Here is a 16,993-nt window from a genome sequence, read left to right as displayed (position 1 = left end):
TGGAGAAAGGGAGAGTAAAAGAAATGACGAAAACAGAAGCATGGCTGGAGCAATCGTGGGAGCTGGCTTTGGACAAAACGCTTGCCTTGGCGGCAAGACTGGGAGACGCTTTTCCACATGTTGCGGAGGGTGGACGCTATGACAATCGTGAGGAAGCGTGGTGGACAGCAGGCTTTTATCCAGGGCTGCTATGGCTGGCAAATCGGGCCCGCCCTGACAGCGGAGCCGCCGGGATTGCGCAGCGGTGCGAGAGTCGTTTGGAAAACGTGCTCTATAACAGCGAAGCGGTAGACCACGATCTCGGTTTTATTTGGTTGCTCAGCGGTGTTGCCGCTTATCGGTCGACGGGGGATGCTGAGTCCAGAAGACGGGGACTGCTGGCTGCTAATCTGCTGGCCGCCCGTTTTAACGTGAATGGCCGTTTTATTCGTGCGTGGAACTTTCATTCGAAGGACATGGATACACGGGGCGTCGCGATTATAGACAGTATGATGAATCTTCCTTTGCTTTATTGGGCCTCGGAGGAAAGCGGAGATCCTCGTTTTGCTGCTCTGGCTGTGCAGCATGCGGATACCGTGGCGCGTGAATTTGTCCGTGCGGACAGCTCCATCGCACATGTGGTCGAATTTGATCCGGAGATCGGAAAAAAGGTCGCCGAGCATGGTGGGCAGGGGTTCGCTCCCGGCTCCGCCTGGGCACGTGGCACGTCATGGGCTTTGTACGGCTTTACGCTTTCGTACGGGTACACGCACGATGCGCGTTATTTGAAGGTAGCCGAAAACACAGCAGACTTTTTCCTGTCCCAACTGGGAGATGCTTGTCTGCCTGTGTGGGATTTTAGAGCACCAGAGGGACATCGCGGAGCATGGGATTCATCTGCTGCGGCCATTGCAGCAAGCGGTTTGTTGGAGCTGGCCAAATATTCGACGCGTGCGGAGCATTTCACCCAAAGGGCAGAATCCATCCTTATGGGCTTGCATCACACATGCACAGCGTGGGGCGAGGAGCACGAGGGCTTGCTGATGAACGGAACCGTACATTATCCTGAGCAAAAATACATCAACGTTCCCATTATTTACGGCGATTATTTCTTTGTAGAGGCTTTGGCAAAGCTACGCGGGGAGGAAGGCTTGTTTAGTGTTTGCTAAATGAACTGTGAGGCAGCGTGTATGTAATCTCATTTACATTACATATACGCTGTTTTTTTATGCACGAAAAGGCTGAATTTTATTCGCAAATTGACAAATATAGGCGGGTAGCCGTATGATATCTTTTTGGATACAGGAATAAACTGGATTTTAAATTACATAGGCAATTTGAATCTCATAGGCAAAAGGAGTTATACATCATCATGACAGCAGCAAGTGATAATGCAAGACGAATATACGGAGGATTTTGGATAAGAACAGCAGCGTTTGTGATGGATCTGTTCATTGTCTTTGTACTTGTTCTTTTAATAGGAGGAGCATTTAGTATTCCACTCCTTCTGGGCATAGAGGAGACTGGTTTCATAAAAGTGTTAATGATGTGGTTGCCGCTGATCTTGTGGCTCATAGTGCCATGGCTGTATTGTGTGTTTTGGGAGTCATCGAAGGTCAAAGCAACACCAGGAAAGCTTGTGTTTTCTCTAATTGTTGTAGACAAGGAAGGAAAGCGGCTTGCATTCTGGCACGCTTCCGGGCGTTATTGGATTAAAGTTATTTCTTTTATGATTGTTCATATTATTTACATCGTGGTTGCTTTTACTGCGAAAAAACAGGGAGTTCACGATCTTTGTGCCAATACCCTGGTTGTAAATAAAAAAGAGTTACAGCGAAATGAGCAGCAATCGTCTTTTCTTCCAGTATCAACGGATATCACCAATTTGTAAGGAAAACTTAAGTAGTCTTTGATTTTCAAAATAATGGGGGAACATGAATTCATGCAACAACGAAAATGGATGTTTTGTTTAGTTGTAGTCCTGCTGCTGTTCGTAGCGGTTGCGGGTTGTACGAATCAAGGACGCTCTGGGGAGATCAGCTCTGGAGATGCTAGAAAAGATCAGCCTGGAAGCACTTTTTTGGAGAACTTGCAGGCAGATCTGCCACAACCCACTGTGGGGCAATTTTCCACGCCCGAATTGGTGGTAGAAGCCTTTTTTGAAGCTGTAAATGATCATGATCTCGACAGCGCGTTGAAATGTTTCCCTATTATGGAAAAGTATCATGCGAATACGGTAGATAATCATTTCAGCCTGCTCCATACCTATGAGCTTCAGGCGGACGCTCCTATTACTTCTTTTGAAAGCCATAACTTTTTCAAAAACTTTTTGGGATATGAACAGTATTGGGAGAAATTTTATATGCTGCTGTTCCTTAATTCAAACCCGGATATCATGGGCAAACGTGTCGTCATGGGCGAAGCCAACGCCGCTACGGAACTGAAGAAAATCAAGGAAATGAAGGTGAGTAGCACATATTCCAAGCCTGAAATAGTTGCGATTCATAGTGAAAAGAATAAAAATGTTATGGAGCAAAGTATGAGTATTCAAGAAATACAGGTGCTTGAAGTTAAGCTTTATATAGATGGAGAAGAACAGAACCATGTATTAATAAGCGTGGGGAAAATCGGATCTAATTGGCGAATTTTGAACATGAGTTAAGGGGAACGAGCTTCTAATTAATGCATATTCTTCAATCCATAAGAAACCAGCTAATGCCTGCAATAGATTAGCTGGTTTCTTGTTTTTTTAATTTTGTTATGACTATTTATTTTTTTGTTATAAAATTAAATTTTTTATTTGTAAAATACCAATATAACGGTGGTGTGCAGCGTAGTGGAGGATTGGAATCTGGAGAAGCAAAGCGTTCGCCTTTGCCACGGGATTCTAACCTTGAAAAGGTTTATAAAAATCTGAGAATCCCGGGGCAACAGCGATCGTAGGATCAAATACTACACGGAGCGTCTCATTCAGACGAAAGCATGTGCCTTTATTTTCAAGGAGTCTCAAAGGAGTCTTTATACCAACATAAAAAATATAAGCTGCTCTTACAGTTTACATATTCCTTTTAGCTTGTTTTGCGTTATAATGAAAGGATGCACATTATGAACGAATTGGAGGCACAGCCCGATTGAGTACTTACCCTTTTGCCTTTGATCCGTCCAAGCCGTTTATTGAGCAGGCAAGTGACTGGATTGCGGATGTATTTTATGAAGTTTTGCCTGAAGTCGGCTTTGAGGTTCGGGATGAACAAATTTATATGGCATTTCAGCTGGAGCGTGCCTATAAGGAGAAAAAGACGATATTTGCGGAGGCAGGTGTGGGCACGGGCAAAACGCTGGTGTACCTGCTGTACGCCATTGCATATGCCCGGTACATGAGGAAACCTGCGATTATCGCCTGTGCGGACGAGTCACTGATCGAACAACTGGTAAAGCCGGAAGGGGATATCGCCAAGCTGGCACGGCATTTGAATTTGACGATTGATGCCAGACTGGGTAAGTCGCCGGATCAGTATATCTGCCTAAACAAGCTGGACGAGGCCCGTAGCGGGCTGGATGAGGATGCGGATGTCTTTCGTGATATTTATCAGGACTTGCCGGATTTCGTCCATTTTCCAGACACCTTGCAGTCCTTTACCCCTTACGGGAACCGCAAGGAATATCCCGAGCTGACGGATGGACAATGGAGCAGACTGGGCTGGGACGTTTTTCAAGACTGTCTCGTTTGTCATCAGCGCCATCGATGTGGGCAGACGTTGTCCCGTGATCATTACCGCAGAGCGGCGGATTTGGTCATCTGCTCGCATGATTTTTATATGGAGCATGTATGGACCTATGAAGCAAGAAAGCGTGAGGGTCAGCTGCCGTTGCTGCCGGAGCACAGCTCTGTTGTCTTTGACGAAGGACATTTGCTGGAGACGGCGGCACAGAATGCGCTCACCTACAAACTGAAGCATACACAATTTGAGGCGATTATCACTCGTCTGCTGGAGGGGGAAGTACGGGAATCTCTTGCCATGACGATTGAAGATGCAATCTCCCAAAGTGAGGCTTTGTTTGCTGCGCTTCAAAAGAACAGTCAACCTGTACAAGGTTCTGACCGCAAGGAATTTAATCTGAATGAGTCGCTGCTTCGAGAGGTGAACCGTTTTAGCGACCTGATCGGGACCATCGAAGAAGAGCTTGTATTTGAAAGCGGGTTATTTTCGTTGGATGAATATCAGCTCAAGATCGTGGAAGAGCATCTTGAAATGATCCAGACGGCCTTGGCCTTGTTTAAACGCCCTGAGCTGTTGATTTCGTGGGTAATTGAGGATCAGGACGGATTAACGCTCGTGGTTATGCCCAAAATGGTAAAGGAGATTCTCAAGGAACGAGTATTTGCCCAGCATATGCCAATCGTATTCTCGTCAGCTACCCTTTCCGTGGAGAACTCATTTGATTACATGGCTCACAGTCTCGGAATTGAAAATCCGCTGACATTTTCCGTCGCTTCACCTTATGACTATGCTGATCAGATGCAAGCGACTTTGTATCCATTGCAGCCGGAGCATCAGCCAATCGAGAGAGTGCTGGCACTGCTGGAGAAATCACAAGGCAGAGCGCTTATTTTATTTCCTTCACAGGAGGAGCTGGCTGTCTTCCAAACAGGCCTCGCCGCTTATCGGGAGGCATCTGCCTATCGTTTTCTGTATGAAGGCTCGGCGGAAATCAGCCATCTGATCTCGGCTTTTCAGAATGATGAGGAAAGCGTCTTGTGTGCTGTTACCTTATGGGAAGGCCTGGATATTCCCGGGCCGTCTCTGTCGCATGTCATCATCTGGTCGCTGCCGTTTCCTCCGAACGATCCTGTGTTTACGTCTTTACGCAAGGATGCGGCGGAACCATTTATGCAGATCGATATGCCTCATATGGCACTTCGACTTAGACAGGGCATAGGACGTTTAATTCGCTCACGCAATGATCGGGGCTGGATTTCTATCCTGGGCCAGGATTTGAATCGTCAAGAAGTACGCACTCAAGTTGAGCAGCTACTGCCTGCGGGCGTAGAATGCACAGTAATTGCTGGAAAACCGGAGGGAATGAAGATATGTTAAATTTTACATCGTACACGATGGAACAGATTAAAGACGCTTTTGGTATTTTGAGCGGGCAGCGGTATGAATTTATTATTGAGGTGGAAGTTGAGGAGGACGACGAGCTATACACCGAAAACGGACTGCATATCCGCGCCCTTTATTTGGTAGACGAAGAAAAGACGGGATTGCTGAAATATGAGTTGATTGAAAAAGTAACGAATCGTTACATTGATCTTGAACTCGAAGAAGATGAGCTGCAGGCCGTTGAGAACTTTTGCAAAGAGCATGTACAGGACACAACAGGTGAATAAAACGCTGTGGCTGCTGATGGTGATCGTCAGCGTATAGCCCCAAAATAACGGGATAGGTAAAGGAGCTCTGGTTTGACCAGACTCCTTTTTTTTATGCAATACGCGGGAGCATGTAAGTTGTAGTGATTTTGTGAATATAAAATTTGAATTTCATGCTTGAAAAAGAAAGCGCATTCAATTACTATGAATGTGTAACCGATACCACACTATTGATTGGATTCATTTTATAAGATTTTAACCTTGAATTTCTTTGTATATAGGCGATTTTTGGAAAATATCGATAAGTAGGTGCCATTTTAATGATATGAATGTGTTAACGGTTACACATCATATTCACGCAGGGGGGATTGTTATCGCTACCATTCGGGATGTTGCCAAACTGGCGAATGTGTCCGTAGCGACGGTGTCCAGATATCTTAATCAGAATGGATATATCAGTAAGGATGCAGAGGATCGAATTAAGGACGCGGTCGGTAAGTTAAATTACTCACCCAATACGATGGCCAGAGGTTTGGCGGGATATAAGACCAATACCATTGCCCTGATCGTTTCAGAAATATCGAATCCGTTTTTCTCTGCCTTGGCAAAAGCGGTCGAGGATACGGCGACCAAACTCGGGTATACGACATTGCTGGCGAACTCCGACAGAAACAGTTTGAAAGAGATTCGTTACATTGAGGCTTTGAAGAAAAGACATGTGGACGGCATTATTTTTGCCACACAAATGCTTGCCACGAACGAAATTAATGAGCTGCTGGGGGCCAAAATCCCGATTGTCTCGATTGACCGTGCATCCTCTGAACAGGCGGTGCACAACATATCCATGCTTCAGGTCAATCACTATAAAGGGGCAGTGATGGCTGTTGAGCATCTGTTATCGGTGGGCTGCAAAAATATCGCTCACATAAGCGGACCGGGAATTGTCATTCCCGCTAAAGACCGTCTGCAGGGATATATCGACACGCTGACCCGGTACGGGCGCTTTACCCCTTCGTATATCGTGGAAGGTGATTTCACGATGGAGAGCGGATTTAAGCTGACGCAGGATTTGCTCGCGCGTCACCCGGAGATTGACGGTATTTTCGCCACCATTGACCTTATGGCTATCGGGTCTTTAAAAGCGCTCCTTCGATCAGGGCGCAAGGTGCCGGAAGATGTGGCGCTGATCGGATTTGACGGCATTGAGATGACCGGGCTTACCGAACCGGAGATTAGCACCATTGCTCAGCCGATCTATGAAATGGGTGAACAAGCGGTATATCAGCTTATTCACCAGATTGAGGACAAGAGCAGTCCGATCCAGTTGAAGCAGCTGGATGTAAAACTCCTCGCAAGAAGCAGCACTACAGGTCTGCCCTGAGCGGTCTATAATTGCACAAAACATGTTGCGTCATTTGGACTTAAATTTTCGATCCTCACCCACTACACTGTGTTTAAGCAAGGTCAGCCCCGAGCCAAACGGTGAAATGGCTGAAGCAGCTCAGTTGTTACTGCGGGCAATGCTCTCAGGGAGGTGAGGATCGCACAGAAGCAGCCTGGTGTCAGAGCTATTCAAAATAATATGATCTCTAGGGGGATTATAAACGATGAAAAAACTAACTGTATTATTACTTACTGTATTTGCACTGACAATGATTTTGGCGGCCTGCGGCAATGGCGGCACCGCAACTTCCACTACGAAGACGGGGAACGGAAGCACGGCTCCGGCAAATGAAGGAGCATCGGACACAAAAACAGGGAAACCTAAGATAGCCGTCATTTTGAAAACGCTTAACTCTCCGTTCTGGACCCAGATGAGAGACGGAATCAAGAAAGAAGCGGACGAAAAGGGCTTTGATGTCGAAATTTTCGCTGCCCAGGACGAAACCGATTTGCAGGGTCAAGTAAAAATATTTGAAGACATTCTGAGCAAAGACTTTGACGGCGTGGCTGTGGCGCCTTTGACTCCGGTCAACATGATTCCTTCCATCGTTCAAGCCAATAAAAAGGGGATTTATGTCGTTAACATTGATGAGAAGATCAATATGAATGAGCTGAAAAATGCCGGCGGATATGTTCTGGCATTCGCTACCTCCGACAATGAGAAAATCGGGGCGCAAGGCGGTAAGGCTATTGTAGATGCGCTGGGTAAACAAGGCGGCGAAGTGGCAATCATCGAAGGAAAAGCAGGCAACGCATCGGGAGAAAGCCGCAAGAAGGGCGCAGAATCCGCTTTTGCAGCGGCTTCCCAAATCAAGCTTGTCGACAGCCAGCCGGCTGATTGGGACCGTCAAAAAGCGCTGGACGTAGCGGCTAACCTGCTTCAGCGTTATCCGAACCTGAAGGGCATCTATGCGGCTAACGACACGATGGCTCTGGCGGCGCAGCAAGCTGTTGAGAATGCAGGCAAAAAAGATCAGGTAGTGGTAGTGGGAACGGATGGCGATCAGGAAGCCCGGGATTCCGTCGCAGCCGGCAGCCTGTATGCGACAATCGCCCAGGACCCTGCCCAAATCGGAATCACTTCCCTTAACAAACTTATCGATGCGATTAACACAAAGAAGCAAGGCAGTGTTGATGCTGAACCGGAAACCGTCTGGATTGACGCTCAGCTGATCACGAAGAAGTAAAACTGTACAGAGAAAAGGACGGTGCCGGAGCGAAGCTGATATTCCGGTACCGGACCAATCTGGCGGAGTTCCCTGGGGAACACCGCTCCAGGAAGGAGAAACCGAAGTGGAATATCTTGTGGAGATGAAAAATATCGCAAAGCATTTCGGAGCCGTAAAGGCTTTGCAGGATGTGTCGTTGACACTGAAGCCAGGCGAAGTTCATGTACTGCTTGGAGAGAATGGAGCGGGCAAGTCGACGCTGATCAAAATTTTGTCGGGCGTATATGAACCGACCGAGGGCCAGATCGTCATTAACGGCAGCGAATTTAAAAAGCTGACGCCGAAGGAATCGACCGAACAGGGGATCAGCGTTATTTATCAGGAGCTGAGTATGATCGACGAGTTGTCCATCGCGGAAAATATCTTTGTGGGCAAGCTGCCCATGATCAAAAAGTTCGGCATCCCGGTCGTTGACCACAAGACGATGCATGCGCTTGCACAAATGATGATTGAAAGAGTTGGTCTGATATGTCCGGCTACCCGAATGGTGGAGACGCTATCCATTTCGGAGAAGCAGCAGGTTGAAATTGCAAAGGCAATTGCAGCGCGCGCCAAGGTCATTATCATGGATGAGCCGACCTCCTCGCTTACGATTGACGAGACGAACAAGCTGTTCGCAATCATCCGCCAACTGCAAAGCTATGGCGTAGGCATTATCTATATTTCCCACAAGCTTGAAGAATTGCTGGAAATCGGGGACAGAGTCAGCGTATTGAAGGACGGCAAGTATGTAGGCACACGGGATATCAAGGACGTTACGCGTGAGGATTTGATTACGATGATGGTGGGGCGTGCAGTCAGCGAACGCCACCTGAAATCGGAGGACAGTCAGCACAAAAATTCGGAAGTGATTTTGAAGGTGGAGCATCTGACCCGAAAAGACAAACGGGTGAACGATGTCAGCTTCGAGCTGCATAAAGGGGAAATTCTCGGCTTTGCCGGCTTGATCGGCTCCGGAAGAACGGAGCTCATGAATGCCATTTACGGAGCGGCACCAATACAAAAAGGGCGAATAGAACTGTTCGGCAAAGAAATCAAGGTCAAGGATCCATATCATGCCATCAAGCTGGGCATCGGACACGTAACGGAGGCACGTAAAGAGACGGGCTTTTTGAAAAACTTCGAAATCTGGAAAAACATCTCGATCTCCAAGCTGCTGAAGGAGTCAACCGCCGGAGGGACCTGGGGACTCGTAGACCACAAAGCGGAAATCAAATTGGCTGAACAATTCAAGCAGACAGTCAATATTAAATGCTCCAGTGTAGAGCAGAACATAACCGAGTTGTCAGGCGGCAACCAGCAGAAGGTGTTGATCGCCAAATGGCTGGCCGCCGGCTCACGCTTAATTATTTTTGACGAGCCGACCAAGGGAATCGATATCGGAGCCAGAGGCGAGATTTACAAGATCATGCGCGATCTGGCGGAGTCTGGTGTGGGCGTCATCGTCGTTTCGTCGGAAATGCCGGAGCTGTTGTCGGTATGTGATCGAATCGCCGTATTCCGGGAAGGCACCATTAACAAAACTCTACTGAATGAAGAGGCCACGGAAGAAAAAATCATGCTGGCCGCTACATCATAGTCAAGGAGCAAATATCTATGCAAAAATTCAACCTGATTTGGGAAAAGTACGGAACTTTCGGCATCCTGCTGCTGATTACACTGGGCTTGGGCATCGGCTCTCCCCAGTACTTTTTGACAACGAGCAATCTGACCCAGGTGCTGCTGCAGAGTGCGGTTACCATTTTGATTGGCGTTGGCGAATTTTTCACTATTCTAATCGCTGGAATTGATCTTTCTGTAGGCTCTATCATGGCGCTTACAGGTATGATCTCCGCCAAAATGATGATTGCGGGCGTGCCGTGGCCAGTTGCGATCCTCATCGGCGGCGTTGTGGTCGGCGGGACTTTGGGCTGCTTCAACGGATTTCTGGTGAATAAAACAGGTCTGCACCCTTTTATCATTACACTGGGGACCCTGGCGATTTATCGCGGGCTAACCCTGATCATCTCGGAGGCGGCGCCGGTGTTCGGGCTTCCCCAGGGCTTTAAGAGCGGCATTGCCGGCTGGCTCGGACCTGTTCCGATTCCGGTATTGATTGCCTTGATCGTAGCTCTTGTATTCATCTTTATTACGGTTAAAACCAAACTTGGCCGCAACATTTATGCACTGGGCGGCAACAGCCAGGCAGCCTGGTTCTCGGGAATCAACATCAAACGCCATACGCTGATCGTATTCGTCATTTCCGGAATTTGCGCCGGCATTGCAGGCGTTGTATTGACCGCTCGCCTGGGGGCAGCGGAACCGCTGGCCGGCACGGGCTATGAGACGCAAGCGATAGCTGCGGCCATTATCGGAGGCACCAGCTTTTTCGGAGGAAAGGGCCGAGTCATCGGGGTCGTCATGGGCGGACTGATCATCGGTGTGATTAATAACGGACTGAACATTTTGAGTGTACCGACCTACTATCAGCAAATCGTCATGGGCGGTCTGATTATCCTAGCGGTGTTCCTAGACCGTCTCTTCGGAAGTAAAAAACTGGCAGCCTAACAGACAGGAGTGAAAAAAACGATGAAAAAGCATTTATTTTCCCCATCCCTAATGTGTATGAACCTGATGGATATTGAAAACCAGCTCAAGGTGTTGAACCAAAGAGCGGATATGGTGCACATAGACATTATGGACGGTCACTATGTCAAGAATATTACGCTTTCCCCCTATTTTATGGAGCAGATCCGCGAGTCTTTAACGATACCGATGGACGTGCATTTAATGGTCGAAAAGCCCTCCGAATTTATCAAAATGATTATTGATGCAGGTGCCACTTACATCAGTCCGCACGCCGAGGTCATAAATAGTGAAGCCTTCCGTATGATTGATACGATCAAGAGTGCCGGTTGCAAGGCGGGAATCGCGCTTAATCCGGCAACACCGCTCAGCCACATCCAGCATTACATTCACCATTTGGACAAAATCACCTTCATGTCGGTTGATCCGGGATTTGCCGGACAGAAGTTCATTCCGGAGGTTCTTGACAAGATTCGTGAAGCGAGGGCGCTCAAGGAAAAGCATGGCTATAACTATCTGATTGAAATCGACGGCTCCTGCAATGAAAAAACATTTAAGATACTGGAAGAGGCGGGAGTCGAAGTGTTTATCGTTGGAACATCGGGCCTGTTCAACCTCGATAGCGACCTGAACAAGGCATGGGACCAAATGATGGAGCATTTCAATTCCCAAGTGAACGCCGAAGTCTGAATACCTAGTAAAGGGAGTGGTTAAATGTCATTGGATGAGCGCAGTTCCAATATATTGACCAAGCTGCTTGGTTCCAGCTCCCATATTTCCATAAATGAGCTTACCTCTGCTTTTCAGGTATCCAAACGCACGATATATTATGACATCGAGAAAATCAATGATTGGTTGAAGGACAACAAGCTTTCTCCCGTTTATTATGTGCGCTCGGCAGGATTTCATCTCGATGAGGATACAAGAAAAAAAGCACCGGACAAGTTCAGCAATATCCAGCAATGGAATTATGAGTATTCACAGAAGGAGCGCAAAGCGCTGATCGCGGTCTATATTATCGGACGAGAAAAGCGGGTGCAACTGGAGGATCTTATCAACCGCACGCGGGTCAGTCGCAATACGGCAATTGAGGACCTCAAGCTGCTGAGAAGCGAGCTGCAGGATTTTCAGACTACGCTGTTGTGTGAACGGCATACGGGCTATTACATGAAGGGCTCAGAAGAAAATATTCGCAAGGCGCTTACTCATTACCTTTCCCAGTTAACGGTTGATCTGGAATGGAGCAAGAGCTTGTTCAGCGCGGATGACATTCAGCTGGACCGGCAGCCTGCTTACGGATTGTTCGAGATCGAGCAGGTGAAAAGCATTTATCAATCATTGACATTGTACGAGCGTACCCTCAAGATCCGGTTTGCAGATGACACGCTGCGGAATCTGAGCATTCAACTATTTTATTTTCTTAGAAGAATGCTGCGGCGGCGAAACGTTAAGGTGGACACTCAGCTCAAAGAAACACTCAAGGATTCGGCTGCGTTCAGCGCCGCCAGCAAGACGGTTGTTCCTGCACTGGAGCGCCTGTCGGATCTGCCAGTTCCCAGTGATGAAATCTTTTATTTAACGATGCATCTGCGGGATGCAAAATTGCATGAAATGAAGCAATCCCGCAGAGACTCCTCTTCCTATGAGAAAATCAGGGATATCGCGAGGCGGATGATTGATGACTTTCAGCAGCAGGCCTGTATCGTGTTTCAGGAGCGCGCAGGGCTGGAGGAGGGATTGACCGTACATCTTCAATCCGCTTATCACCGGATTCAGTATAATCTGGATGCTCCTAATCCCTTGAAAGAAATGATTCAGGAGAAATATAAGGATGTTTATGTATTCACCTTAAAAGTAGTGCATCATTTTGAAATCGAAGCGGGCGTACATCTTGATGAAGATGCGGTAGCCTTTATTGCGATGCATTTCGGTGGATGGATGAAAAGAGAGGGCATCCTGTTTCTGTCGCGGATCACGGCAGTTGTCGTTTGCGCCAGCGGTATTGGAACGTCGCAAATGCTGAAAAAGCAGCTACAGGAGCTTTTTCCGATGATCGACTTTATAGAAACGATGGCCATCTGCGATTATGAGACGGCTATGCCACAGGTGGATTTTGTATTCAGCACTTCACCGCTTAGAAGCGGCGGCAATGAGGTGTTTCTCGTAAGCCCGATTTTGAGCGAAGTTGAAAAGATCAACCTACTTAAGAGAATCTATGCCAAATTAGGGGCTTATGACCATGTAGGCCAATCCATTGAGGGATTGATCAAGATCATCCGCAAACATGCCCTTATCCGCAATGAAGAACAGTTGTACGGGCAATTGCGGGATTATATGGCCCGCCAAGACTGGATTCGAATCGACCAGGCGCCGCGTCCGATGCTGAACGAGCTGTTGACGCCGAGCCGGATTCAACGGATGGATCGCGTGGGCAGCTGGGAAGACGGGGTTGCTGCCGCGGCCTGGCCCTTGCTGAAGGAGGGGGCCATTGCTGATTCCTATATCGAGGCAATGGTTGAGAACGTGAAGCAGCGGGGGCCGTATATCATTATTGCGCCGCTAGTAGCGGTTCCACATGCCAATCCCCTGTCCGGCGTTCATAAAACGGGGATCAGCCTTCTGGTATTGAAGGAGGGAATAGCCTTTTCAGAACAGCCGGAGCACGAGGTGCGGCTCATCTTTACACTGGCCGCGATGAATAATGAAACCCATCTTAGAGCCTTGTCCCAGCTCACCTCTCTGTTGACCGACGAAGGCAACATTGAGAAGCTGTTCCGCTCGCAATCCACTGAGGAGATTATGGAGATCATCCTGCGGTATTCCGTATAGAAAGAGCAAATTAAGATACTATTCAAGTTACTATCAAGAGAGACAGGAGCCATTTGTATGAGAGCGATCGGGAGAGACCTCGCAGCGTTTCAAGGCAATTCGGATGGGAGATGCTAGCGTATGGACAGCAATGAACGTATACAAGGGGGATACACCATCGGAATCGATATTGGCGGAACGAATTTTCGTATCGGACTATTGTCCGAGATGGGGGAGCTGCGCCATTTTCATATCGAGAGCAGCCGTTTGTTATATGCAGAAGGGGAGCCCCAGGATAATCTGCGGAACTATATTACTTCTTATATTCAAAAGCATCCGGAGGCAGAGATTAAGGGGATCGGCATCGGCTTTCCATCCGTGGTCAGCAAAGACAAGAAGACCGTATATTCGACGCCGAATATTGAAGGCTTCAATCAGGTGAATGTCGTTGATCCGCTGGAGTCGGCGCTGGCCATCCCTGTTTATCTGGATAATGATGTGAATTTTCTGCTGCTGACCGAGATCGTCGCGCACAAGCTGGAACGGCGAGGCATTGTAGTAGGCTTTTATCTTGGTACAGGCTTCGGCAACTCGATTTATTACGAGGATCACTTCATTGCCGGCAAGCATGGATCGGCAGCAGAGCTGGGACATGTTCCTGTGCTGGGGCGGCAGGATTTGTGCAGCTGCGGCAATCCGGGCTGCATAGAGCAGTATGCCTCGGGCAAGCGGCTGCGCGAGCTGCATGAGCTTCATTTTGCCGGAACTCCGTTTGAGGATATTTTCGTGAAGTATGGAAGCCATGAGATTATCCAGGATTTTCTCGAAGCGGTGGCGGTGGTGATAGCCACAGAAATCAATATACTGGACCCGGATTACATTGTGTTGGGCGGCGGCGTACTGCATATGTCGGGATTTCCGAAAAAAGAGCTTGAGGCGAAAATATACAGCCACGCCCGCAAGCCCTTTCCCGCTGAGGGACTGAACTATATTTATGCTAAGGACAACCAGGAGGCCGGAGTCATCGGCGCCGGTTACCGCGCCTGGCGGGGGAATTCCCCGGCGCTTATAAAGTGATATTACGAAGAGGTCTATTCCGCTGGTCTGACCAGACTGGCAAATAGCCCTCTTTTTTCTTTTATTAGTTCAATCTTTGCATAAAGAAGTGTGGGGGATATTGTAGGCCAACTGGATGATGGAACACGTCAGGTAGCGGCCATACCGAATCTGCTTGACCTGAACGCCATCAAGCGTGTCTTGGCGCAGCATTTGCAGGCCTGAGAAGATTGACAAATGCTCCGATTACACATAAAATCTTATTGCACAAATACACACCGTATTACTTTGTTTTCCGGGAAAAGAAGTAAACTTTTCCGGCAATACCCTGCTATTTTTTTACCATTGGTTTATTTAGGATTCGCCATTAAAAGGAGCTTGAAAATTATGAATGTATATCGCAACACCCTTGAATTAATCGGACGCACGCCATTAGTGGAGTTGAACAGCTATTCTCTTCCGAGGGGAATTCGTCTGTTTGCCAAGCTGGAGTTTATGAATCCGGGCGGTAGTGTGAAGGATCGGGTGGGTAAGGCTCTTATTGAAAAAGCATTGAAGACAGGTCAGCTGAAGCCAGGCGGGACTTTAATTGAAGCAACAGCAGGCAACGCAGGCATCGGCCTGGCTATGGCGGCGCTTCATTATAACATTTCGGTTATTTTTGCTGTGCCTGAAAAGTTCAGCCAAGAGAAACAGGATCTGATGAGGGCGCTGGGTGCGCGTATCGTTCATACTCCGACAAGTGCGGGGATGAAAGGGGCCATCGAGAAAACGAAGGAATTGGCTGCGGAAATCAAAGATGCATACTTGCCACGTCAATTCAGCAACCCGGATAATCCAGAGGCATATTATACGACAATGGGCCCTGAAATTTGGAACGATCTGGACGGTAAAGTGGACGTATTTGTGGCAGGAGCAGGCTCGGGGGGCACATTTATGGGAACCTCGCGTTATCTTAAGGAGCAAAATGCAGCTATTAAAACGGTCATTGTGGAGCCGGAAGGGTCCATTTTGAATGGCGGCGAGTCAGGTCCGCATAAAACGGAAGGAATCGGCATGGAATTGATCCCCGAGTTTATGGATAAAGGGTATTTTAATGCCATTCATACCATTAGCGACGTGGACGCATTCAACCGGGTCAAGGAACTGGCGGAGCGTGAAGGGATTCTCGTCGGCAGTTCCTCCGGTTCAGCCCTGCATGCTGCTTTACTGGAAGCAGAGAGCGCACCGGATGGTGCACATATCGTTACCATTTTCCCGGATAGCAGCGAACGTTATCTGAGCAAAAAAATATATGAAGGCGGGATATAAAATGAAACGTAAAACAAAACTGATTCACGGCGGGCTACCTACCGATCCTCATACTGGCGCGGTTAACGTTCCTATTTATCAGGTAAGCACCTATGAGCAAGAGGAAATCGGCGTTCATAAGGGCTACGAATATTCGCGTACAGGCAATCCGACCCGGTTTGCGCTGGAGGAGCTGATCAAGGAGCTGGAGGAAGGCAAACGCGGTTTTGCTTTCGGTTCCGGTATGGCAGCGATTCATGCGGTATTTTCCTTGTTTAAAGCAGGGGATCATATTTTGCTGACTGATGATGTATACGGAGGCACCTATCGTATCGTAAGCAAGGTGCTCAGTCGGATCGGGATCGAGTCCACATTCGTGGATACGACAGACCTTGAGGCCATTTCTAAAGCGATCCGTCCAAATACGAAGGCATTGTATGTGGAAACGCCAACGAATCCGCTGTTGAAGGTTACAGATATCCGCGCAGTTTCGGAGTTGGTGAAAAAGCATGAGCTCTTGTTGATTGTGGACAATACCTTTGCCACGCCTTATTGGCAGACGCCTATTACACTTGGAGCGGATATCGTCATTCACTCTGCCACCAAATATTTGGGCGGGCATAGCGATGTTGTAGCCGGGCTGGCCGTAGTAAACAGTGAAGAGCTGGGCGAGCAGCTTCATTTTCTGCAAAACGCCATTGGCGGTATTCTCGGCCCGCAGGATTCCTGGCTATTGATCCGTGGCATCAAAACACTGGGTCTGCGTATGGAAGCGATTGAGCAAAATGCGAAGGGAATAGCAGCCTTTTTGGAAAAGCATCCAAAGGTCAGCAAGGTGTACTATCCTGGGCTGGCAAGCCACGCGCAGCATGGGCTGTCCAAAACACAGGCTGACGGCTTTGGCGGCATTATTTCCTTTGATGTAGGCAGCGATGCCAATGCAGCTGCATTACTGAAAAAGGTGAAATATTTTACGCTGGCTGAGAGCTTGGGGGCAGTAGAAAGCCTGATCAGCGTTCCAGCACGTATGACCCATGCTTCTATTCCGGCAGAACGCCGTGCAGAGCTGGGCATTACGGAAGGTTTGGTGCGGATTTCTGTGGGGATTGAAGATCTGGAGGATTTGATCGAAGACTTGCAGGCAGCATTGTAGGGCCAAAAAACGTAAAGATTAAGAGAGGTGGCTGAGGCTGCCTCTTTTTTGTCCAAAAACGTTGCTTTCCCTCAAAAACCGAGTATAATACTCGGTAAT

At 48.1% G+C, this 16,993-nt stretch carries 14 protein-coding genes; all 14 read left to right on the top strand.

Annotated features, from left to right (window positions below; genetic code table 11):
- The first annotated feature begins 23 nt into the window (after positions 1–23).
- The 14 genes from B4V02_RS14275 (at position 24) to B4V02_RS14210 (ending at position 16,894) form a co-directional block, all read left to right on the top strand.
- Positions 24–1,148, top strand: coding sequence for a glycoside hydrolase family 88 protein (locus tag B4V02_RS14275; protein ID WP_094155319.1), 1,125 nt, complete (start codon positions 24–26; stop codon positions 1,146–1,148).
- 203 nt (positions 1,149–1,351) lie between these two features.
- A complete protein-coding gene (locus B4V02_RS14270) occupies positions 1,352–1,870 on the top strand; it encodes an RDD family protein (protein WP_094155318.1) in 519 nt (172 codons plus the stop codon).
- A gap of 51 nt (positions 1,871–1,921) precedes the next feature.
- Complete coding sequence (locus tag B4V02_RS14265; RefSeq protein ID WP_094155317.1) at positions 1,922–2,641, top strand: hypothetical protein; 720 nt, start codon at positions 1,922–1,924, stop codon at positions 2,639–2,641.
- A gap of 469 nt (positions 2,642–3,110) precedes the next feature.
- The gene (locus tag B4V02_RS14260) at positions 3,111–5,078 is read left to right on the top strand and encodes an ATP-dependent DNA helicase (protein ID WP_094155316.1); all 1,968 of its coding nucleotides are present in this window, start codon (positions 3,111–3,113) and stop codon (positions 5,076–5,078) included.
- Positions 5,072–5,371, top strand: coding sequence for a DUF6509 family protein (locus tag B4V02_RS14255; protein WP_094155315.1), 300 nt, complete (start codon positions 5,072–5,074; stop codon positions 5,369–5,371). Before B4V02_RS14260 ends, B4V02_RS14255 begins: the two co-directional genes overlap by 7 nt.
- A 304-nt stretch (positions 5,372–5,675) precedes the next feature.
- On the top strand, positions 5,676–6,731 hold the full coding sequence (locus tag B4V02_RS14250; RefSeq protein WP_094155314.1) for a LacI family DNA-binding transcriptional regulator: 1,056 nt from the start codon (positions 5,676–5,678) through the stop codon (positions 6,729–6,731).
- Between the two features lie 226 nt (positions 6,732–6,957).
- Positions 6,958–7,980, top strand: a complete 1,023-nt coding sequence (gene alsB / locus B4V02_RS14245; protein WP_094155313.1) for a D-allose transporter substrate-binding protein — start codon at positions 6,958–6,960, stop codon at positions 7,978–7,980.
- A 106-nt stretch (positions 7,981–8,086) separates the two neighbouring features.
- Positions 8,087–9,601 carry a sugar ABC transporter ATP-binding protein gene (locus B4V02_RS14240; protein ID WP_094155312.1) on the top strand — a complete coding sequence of 505 codons (1,515 nt, stop codon included), beginning with the start codon at positions 8,087–8,089 and terminating at the stop codon, positions 9,599–9,601.
- A 17-nt stretch (positions 9,602–9,618) separates the two neighbouring features.
- Complete coding sequence (alsC, locus tag B4V02_RS14235; RefSeq protein ID WP_007430241.1) at positions 9,619–10,569, top strand: D-allose ABC transporter permease; 951 nt, start codon at positions 9,619–9,621, stop codon at positions 10,567–10,569.
- Positions 10,570–10,590: 21 nt separating this feature from the next.
- Positions 10,591–11,277, top strand: a complete 687-nt coding sequence (alsE, locus tag B4V02_RS14230) for a D-allulose 6-phosphate 3-epimerase (RefSeq protein WP_094155311.1) — start codon at positions 10,591–10,593, stop codon at positions 11,275–11,277.
- Positions 11,278–11,301: 24 nt separating this feature from the next.
- Complete coding sequence (locus B4V02_RS14225; RefSeq protein ID WP_094155310.1) at positions 11,302–13,416, top strand: BglG family transcription antiterminator; 2,115 nt, start codon at positions 11,302–11,304, stop codon at positions 13,414–13,416.
- 120 nt (positions 13,417–13,536) lie between these two features.
- Positions 13,537–14,472: an allose kinase gene (gene alsK, locus B4V02_RS14220; RefSeq protein ID WP_094155309.1), complete on the top strand. Its 936-nt coding sequence runs from the start codon at positions 13,537–13,539 to the stop codon at positions 14,470–14,472.
- Positions 14,473–14,838: 366 nt separating this feature from the next.
- Complete coding sequence (locus B4V02_RS14215; protein WP_094155308.1) at positions 14,839–15,762, top strand: PLP-dependent cysteine synthase family protein; 924 nt, start codon at positions 14,839–14,841, stop codon at positions 15,760–15,762.
- Position 15,763: 1 nt separating this feature from the next.
- Positions 15,764–16,894, top strand: coding sequence for a bifunctional cystathionine gamma-lyase/homocysteine desulfhydrase (locus B4V02_RS14210; protein ID WP_094155307.1), 1,131 nt, complete (start codon positions 15,764–15,766; stop codon positions 16,892–16,894).
- The last annotated feature ends 99 nt before the right edge of the window (positions 16,895–16,993 follow it).

It is taken from the genome of Paenibacillus kribbensis (genome assembly GCF_002240415.1).
Classification (GTDB): Bacteria; Bacillota; Bacilli; order Paenibacillales; family Paenibacillaceae; genus Paenibacillus; species Paenibacillus kribbensis.
Note: the sequence above shows the minus strand (reverse complement) of the source record. Positions and strands in the feature narration are given on the sequence as shown.